Here is a 6,909-nt window from a genome sequence, read left to right on the forward strand (position 1 = left end):
GAAGCCGTAAGCCGCAAGCCGCAAGGCATAGGATCGGTATCGCCCTCGCGAGAGGTGCGCATATACATTCCATCCCAGAAGGAGAGGGTCTAACGTTGAGACGGGCATCCATCTTCGCGTCTACGGTGTTGGTTCTGGCGCTCGGGCTGGCCGGATGCAGCGGCGGCAAGGACAACGGCAACGGCGGCGGGAACGGGAACGGCCAAGGAAATGGCAACGGCGCGTCGGAGTCGCCCGCAGGCTCCGGTTCTCCGGCTTCGTCCGGAAGCGCTTCCCCATCCCCGGAGGACGGCGGCGCCAAGCAGGAGGTCGTCGCGATCAAGTACGTCATTCCGGGCACGGAGCCGAAGGAATGGCCGGCCGTCCGGGAAGCGGTCAACCAGAAGCTGCTTGAAGACGGCGTGAACGTTCGGATCGAGAAGGAATACATCGACTGGGGCGCCTGGGAGCAGAAGATCAACCTGAAGCTGTCCACGAACGAGGACTTCGATCTGTTCCATGTGATGAACGACCTCGTCGGCCTCGCCAACTACGCCGGACGGGGCGCTCTGAAGGACATCTCCAAGGAGATCGAGCAGTACGGCCCCAACTTGCGGAAAGTCATTCCCGATTCCGTCTGGAGCGGCGTCACGAAGGAAGGCAAGGTGTACGGCGTTCCCGCGTACTGGTACGAATCGGCGATCGACGGCTCCATCACGATCAACAAGTACCTGCTGGACAAAGCCGGCTATACGGCGCCGATCGAGAGCCGCGACCAGCTGCTTGAAGCGATGGAGCAGGTGAACTCGAAGCTGGGCATGAAGCTGACGATTCCGCTGCGGGGAGGCACCGCGGGGCCGGCGGATATTTTCCAACGGACGTATGACAGCTATCCGTTCACCGTTCGCGACAACGTGGCGTACATCGCGTCGGACGGCGTCGTCAAGAACTGGGTCGAGACGGAGGAGTTCAAGCAGGACGCCGCCTGGTTCCGGACGGCCTATCAGAAGAAGCTGATCAACCCGGACGTGCTGACCGTCAAGCAGGAGCAGATCGACGACCAGATCAAGTACGGCAAGTACGTCTTCATGCTCGGCACTCCCGGCAAGCTGTCCGACGTGAAGAAGACGTATCCGGACGCGACCGACGCCGGCTTCGAGCTCATCCGCCTGAATCCGGATAAGCCCCATTACCGGATGGTCAACGCGAAGAACATTAACGTCGTCGCGGCGAACAGCAAGCATCCCGCGGAGGCCGTGAAGTTCCTGAACTGGCTGTACGCGAGCCAGGACAACTACGACCTGTTCATGTACGGCATCGAAGGCAAGACGTACAACAAGGTCGGGGAGAAGGGGCTCGAGTCGATCATGGATCCGGGCACCAACATGCCGCTCTACATTCAGGACGATTGGATGATCGGCAACCTCAACTTCATTCGCGTGAACGACGACTATCTGTCCGCCAACAAGGCGCTGTACAAGGCGGATACGGAGGCGCAGAACTTCTATGCGGCCGACTTCTTCTTCGACCCGTCGAACGTCAAGGCCGAGATGGCGAACGTGCAGGCCGTCTTCACCTCCGACGTCTCGCCGATCTACCGCGGCGTCGTCGATTACGACAAGAACATCAAGTCCGCGCTCGGCAAGCTGAAGGCCGCGGGCATCGACAAGGTGCTGGCCGAATACCAGAAGCAATTGGACGCGTACAAGGCGACCTTGAAGCCTTGAAGCCCGAAGACCGGTCGCCGCTTGGGAACGGCCTGTGAAGGGGGAGAAGACGCGATGAGAAAATCGGCTTGGCTCCTGCTCGTATTCAGCTTGATCTTGGGCGCGGCGCCGCTGCCCGTGCGGGCGGCCGCGACGGCGGATACGGACGCGAACGCGAAAGTGGAAGCGAACGCGAATGTGGATGCGAACTCGAATGTGGATCCGGACGTGAATTCGAATTTGAATCTGAACCTGAAGCACTTCAACTTCATGAACGAGAAGGTGACGATCGACGGCGTTCCGATGTTCCTGACGCATCTGTACGCGGAGCCGATCGACCGGAGCGACCCGTCCAAGGGCTACGCCTGGGTCGGCGATCCGCAGGAAGGGCTGTCGGCGGTGGACGACACGGCCCGGGCGGTCATCGTCTATGCCGAGCATTACAAGGCTTACCGCGACGCGTACAGCTACGACATGATCAAGCGGGGCCTCGAATTTCTCATGTGGATGCAGCACGACGACGGGGACTTCGACAACTTCGTCGTCCGGGACGAGGACGGAACGATCCGCGTGAAGGATAGCCACTCCTCGCAGAAGAGCTTCAGCTGGTGGGCGGTGCGCGCCTATGAGGCGATGGGCACGGCGCTGCCGCTTCTCGGCCGGGAAGACCGGGCGCTCGCGGAGCGGGTGAACGGCCGGCTGGCTCTGTGCCTGAAGCGGCTGAAGGAGAAGACGGACCCTCTATACGGGCAATACGACACGTCAAGCGGAGCGAAGGCGGCCAAGTGGCTGCTCGAGGGCGACGTCTGGGTGTCCTCCATCGCGGTCGGCGCGCTTCGGGCCCACTCCCTCGCCGTGAACGACGCTTCGGCGAAGAAGGCGATCGCAGAGTCCGTGCGCAAGCTTGGCGAGGGGATCTATCTGGCTCGCGGGGGCGCGTCTTTCCGCGATTTTCCGTACGGCGGCATTATGCATCACAGCGTCGGCATGACGAACCCCGACCTGTGGGAGGAATGGGGCAGCATCCAGGTGCGGGCGCTCGCCTACGCGGGGCAGATGACCGGGAACCGGGCCTGGATCGATGCCGCGAGAATGGCCGCGGACAGCTTCCTGAGCGATCTGCTCCTCTCGGGCCGGGCGGCGAACCTGCATCCGAACAAGAAGCCGTATCCGCAGATCAACTACGGCACGGCGAGCTACGTGGACAATCTTCTGGCGCTGTACGAGGTGACCGGCGACAAGAAGTACGCGAAGCTGGCCGGGATCGCGGGCTCGTGGTGGACCGGCAACAACGTCCTCGGCGTTCCGATGTTCGACGAGCGGAACGGGTACGCCTACGACGGGCTGACCGACAAGGAGGTCAACATCAACAGCGGCGGCGAGTCGGTGGACGAAGCGCTGCGCGCGCTGCTTCGGATTCAGGCGAACGCCGACGCGCGGGCTTATCTGCGGGCGAAGACGGTCGAAGCCGTGAAGGCGCAGACGGTGGAGCTCGAGGAGCTGTACCGGGGCTCCGCGCCGCCGGACGCCGAGATGGCGCTGCCGGGAGGCGGGCTGAACGACCCGGATCGAGCGCTGCGGAAGCAAAGCCCCGGCTCCGGCACGGACGAAGCCAAGATTTACGCCGACGCGAAGCAGGTCGAAGCGGGCACGGCGATTTATCCGGGCTGGGAGGGCGAGCAGGCGATCTTCGTCGCGGCTTCCGGCTACAACAACCTGCGGCTGTTCGGCGGCGGCGCGATCGAGACGGAGCTGCCGGCGGACGGAGAGCCGGGGCGGCTGAAGGCCGGCGAGACGCTGAAGCTGCAATTCGACGCGCGCGTGGAATTCGATACGACGCTGAGCGCGGAGGTGCTCGCCGTCGACGCGGCCGGGCGCGAGACGGTCGTGGCCGACGCCCGCGACATGAACTATCACCCGCGCGACTGGTATTCGGGCGACAACGCGGTGAAGACGACGCCGCGGGCGCCGATTCCGGCCGGCACGGCGAAGCTGGTCGTGCGGTTCCGCGTCGGCTCGAGCCATCCGAATCCGCATGAGGGCTACGCCTCGCTGGCCGGCGTCAAGCTGTTCAAGATGTCCGTCCCGGAGGCGCGGTACGCCAACCCGGACGTCTCCGGGGGCGGCTACGTCGAGATGCCGGCGGGACAGGAGAAGTCGTTCGCCGTCCGCGTGCCGAACTCGGGGCTGTACGACGTCATGCTCAGCTCGGTGGCCGTCGCTAGCACCGCACCGGCCTCAGCCTCGGCCCCGATTGCATCCGCATCGCCGAGCGTCTCGGTCGGCTTCGACGACGGGGAGCCGGCGCTCGCCTCGCCGCCTGCCGGACCGGCCGGCCGCGTCTCCGTGAAGCGAATCGCCACCGTCCGCCTTGCCGCGGGAGAGCATGAGCTGCGCTTGAAGAACGCGGGCGGTGCGGCCGCCGGTCTCGACGCCCTCGTCCTCTATCCGGTCGAGACCGGCATCGTCGTCGCCACCCCGGACGGCCGACGGACCGCCGTCGTCCGCGACAGCGTCAGCGGCGCCTTGTTCGTCGGCTCGCCCGCCGAGGCGGCGGCCCGCGACCGGATCGCCGTGACGGCGGAATGGCCGGAAGCCGGGCGGGAGAAGGGATCGGCCAAGATCGCCGTCACAGGCAAGGTGACGGACGGCCGGGGCGAACCGGTCGCCGGACGGAAGGTCGCGGTCCGGGCCGGCGGCGCGTCCGGCACGGCGTTCAGCGCGAAGGACGGCACGTTCGACCTGCGTCTCTCGATTCCCGCGAGCGCCTCTCCCGAAGGGCTGCGGGTGACGGCTTCGACGGCCTCCGGCGAAGGAACGGCATGGATTTTACGATAACGAGGTGAACGAGATGGCCATCACGACTCGGTTTGCGGCGATCGACGCCATGCCGGAGCTGCCGCGGGCGGTTCCACCCGACTGGAACCGGATCGGCCGGCGGTTCAAGCAGTACGTTCTGAACCCGGAGAACCGGGTGATGTTCGTGAACGGCAAGGGGAACTCGCACTTTGCCGCGTTTCACGACGGGACCGGCGAAGAGCTCATAACGCTGGGCGGCGTCGTGCTCGGGGCTATTTTCCAAGGGGAAGACGTCTCGCCTTACATGGGGTCGCTGAGGGACTTCTACCACCCCGACCATCGGATGTTCTTCAACCGGCCGAAGGGGGCGCCCAAGGCCGAGATGATGGAGTACTGGTACCTGATGTTCGTGAACGCGCTGGCGGCCGGCATCGTCAAGCGGAAGGCCGGCGAGGAGCCGGGGCTCGTGCCGATGCTTCGCGACAGCATGGACGGCTTGATTCGGCTGGCTCACCGGGTCCGGTACGACTTCAACGATCAAGGCTTCGACTTCGACCATGACGTTCCGTTTACGTTCCGGGAGGAATTTCGGCAGCCGGATTCGGTGGGCGGGTACGCGTACCTGATGGTTTTCGCCTATGACATGTTCGGAGACGACCGCTACCTGACCGAAGCCCGGATCGCGATGGACCGCTACCTGGCGTTCCCCGACAATCCGTGGTACGAGATGCCGAACACGGCGATGGCCTGCCATGCCGCCGCCCGGCTGAACCGGCTTGGAAGCCGATACGATGTAGGCAGGGCCGTCTCCTATGCGTTCGACCACGAGAAGGGGCCTCTTCACGTCGGCAAGTGGGGCGACAGGGAGGTGAGCGGGCTGATGCGCGGCTGGTTCGGCAATCTCGACGAATCGGAGCGTCGAATCGCCTACAGCCTGGAGACGCTCGTCCTGCTGCCCTACCTGCTGCCGGCGCTGAAGGAGGAGCCGGAGCTGGCCGGTTCCGTCGGCAAATACGCGCTGCATGCGGCCAGCAACGCCCAATGGTTCCTCGCCGACCGCATGCCGGAGGAGTCGCAGAGCACGCCGCACTTCGCTCCGGACGTGCCGTACGAGAACCTGATCCATCGGGCGGAAGGGCCGACGCCTTACGCCTCCGGAGACTTCTTCGGCCACCGCTCCGTCTACGGCGGCGCCATGACGATCTGGTGGGACGCGATGATGAGCCGGACGGAGGACCCGTTTATTTGGATATGGGACTTGGATACGACGGACTTCCTCGGCAGGGACGAAGAGGAGGGAACGAGGCATCGGCTGATCTACAATCCGTACGGAGAGGAGCGGACGGTCCGGGCGGCGCTTCCGAACGGCGGCCCGTATCGGGGCGAGGCTCTCGGCGGGGGGACGACGCTGTTCGATCGTGCGGAGGGGATCGCGGACGTTCGCGTTCCGGCTGGAACCGGCATCGTGTTGAGATTGGAGAGACTGCCGTAAGGCCTAAGGCCTCGGCAAAGTCGAAGGAGCCGAACCTCTACGGAGACCGGCTCCTTCTTTACTCTGACGATAAGGGGGGAGGGTGCATTTCTATTCGTATTGGGATGTGCTTTTTCAATTCAGCAATCCGTAAGAAATCGAGAGATTCGAGGCATGCTAGGATTAAGCCGTGTCCATGAAATAATCGAGGAGAGGTGCCGAGGATGGCGAAGCTGAAGCCTTATATTCTGTCGGAGAACGCGAGGGCGCAGGCCGAGTTTTACACGCAAGCGCTCGGAGGGCGGATCGAATCCGTGACGACGCACGAACAGGCGATGGGGGCGCAGAACGAATTCAAGGACAAAGTCATGCACATGTGCTTCTCGATCCCGGGGGAAAATTATATCTTCATGGCCGACGCGATCGAGCCCGTCACCCGGGGAGGAGACATCGCGCTCAGCGTGGAGTTCGGTACGCAGGAAGAAGCCGTCGCCGCGTTCGATAAACTGTCCGAAGGGGGCAAGGTGAAGCATCCGATAGAGCTGCAGCCGTTCGGCATATTCTACGGGGAGCTCGTCGACAAATACCAGGTCACCTGGATGATCACGGCCTAGACGGCCAAGCGGGCGGCGAGGGAGAACCTCGCTGCTTTTTATTTCTACCGTTGACTCGTTCACATACAGGATCCGCGGCCCCCGCTTAGGGTTCCTATCTTGGTATAGATCGTTTCTGGAGGAAGCTCCGAGGGTCATAGCCGGACCCCGACGTGCCCATTCGCCGACGCTGAAGGTTCCGCCGCAGACAGGAGATAGGCGGATAAACTTGTGTGATTTTTCGTTTAGCATCATCGAAAATATCCATGCAGAGGAGCTTTTGTACGATTTTTCATACAACGTTCAAGCAAGGCGCCATTTTTAAGAAAGGTTTGTATGGTTTTTCATACAAAAAATCATC

The 6,909-nt window shown here is 63.3% G+C and carries 4 protein-coding genes; all 4 read left to right on the top strand.

Annotation, left to right across the window (positions count from 1 at the left end):
• The first annotated feature begins 95 nt into the window (after positions 1-95).
• The 4 genes from H7B90_RS28255 to H7B90_RS28270 all read left to right on the top strand — a co-directional run bounded on the left by H7B90_RS28255 (position 96) and on the right by H7B90_RS28270 (position 6,569).
• Positions 96-1,706 (top strand): extracellular solute-binding protein, encoded by a 1,611-nt coding sequence (locus tag H7B90_RS28255; RefSeq protein ID WP_185139253.1) that lies wholly within the window; start codon positions 96-98, stop codon positions 1,704-1,706.
• A 54-nt stretch (positions 1,707-1,760) separates the two neighbouring features.
• A complete protein-coding gene (locus tag H7B90_RS28260; RefSeq protein ID WP_185139254.1) occupies positions 1,761-4,523 on the top strand; it encodes a carboxypeptidase-like regulatory domain-containing protein in 2,763 nt (920 codons plus the stop codon).
• A gap of 13 nt (positions 4,524-4,536) precedes the next feature.
• Positions 4,537-5,976, top strand: a complete 1,440-nt coding sequence (locus H7B90_RS28265) for a hypothetical protein (protein ID WP_185139255.1) — start codon at positions 4,537-4,539, stop codon at positions 5,974-5,976.
• Between the two features lie 203 nt (positions 5,977-6,179).
• Positions 6,180-6,569, top strand: a complete 390-nt coding sequence (locus H7B90_RS28270; protein ID WP_185139256.1) for a VOC family protein — start codon at positions 6,180-6,182, stop codon at positions 6,567-6,569.
• The last annotated feature ends 340 nt before the right edge of the window (positions 6,570-6,909 follow it).

Source organism: Cohnella xylanilytica (assembly GCF_014212175.1).
GTDB classification, from domain to species: Bacteria; Bacillota; Bacilli; order Paenibacillales; family Paenibacillaceae; genus Cohnella; species Cohnella xylanilytica.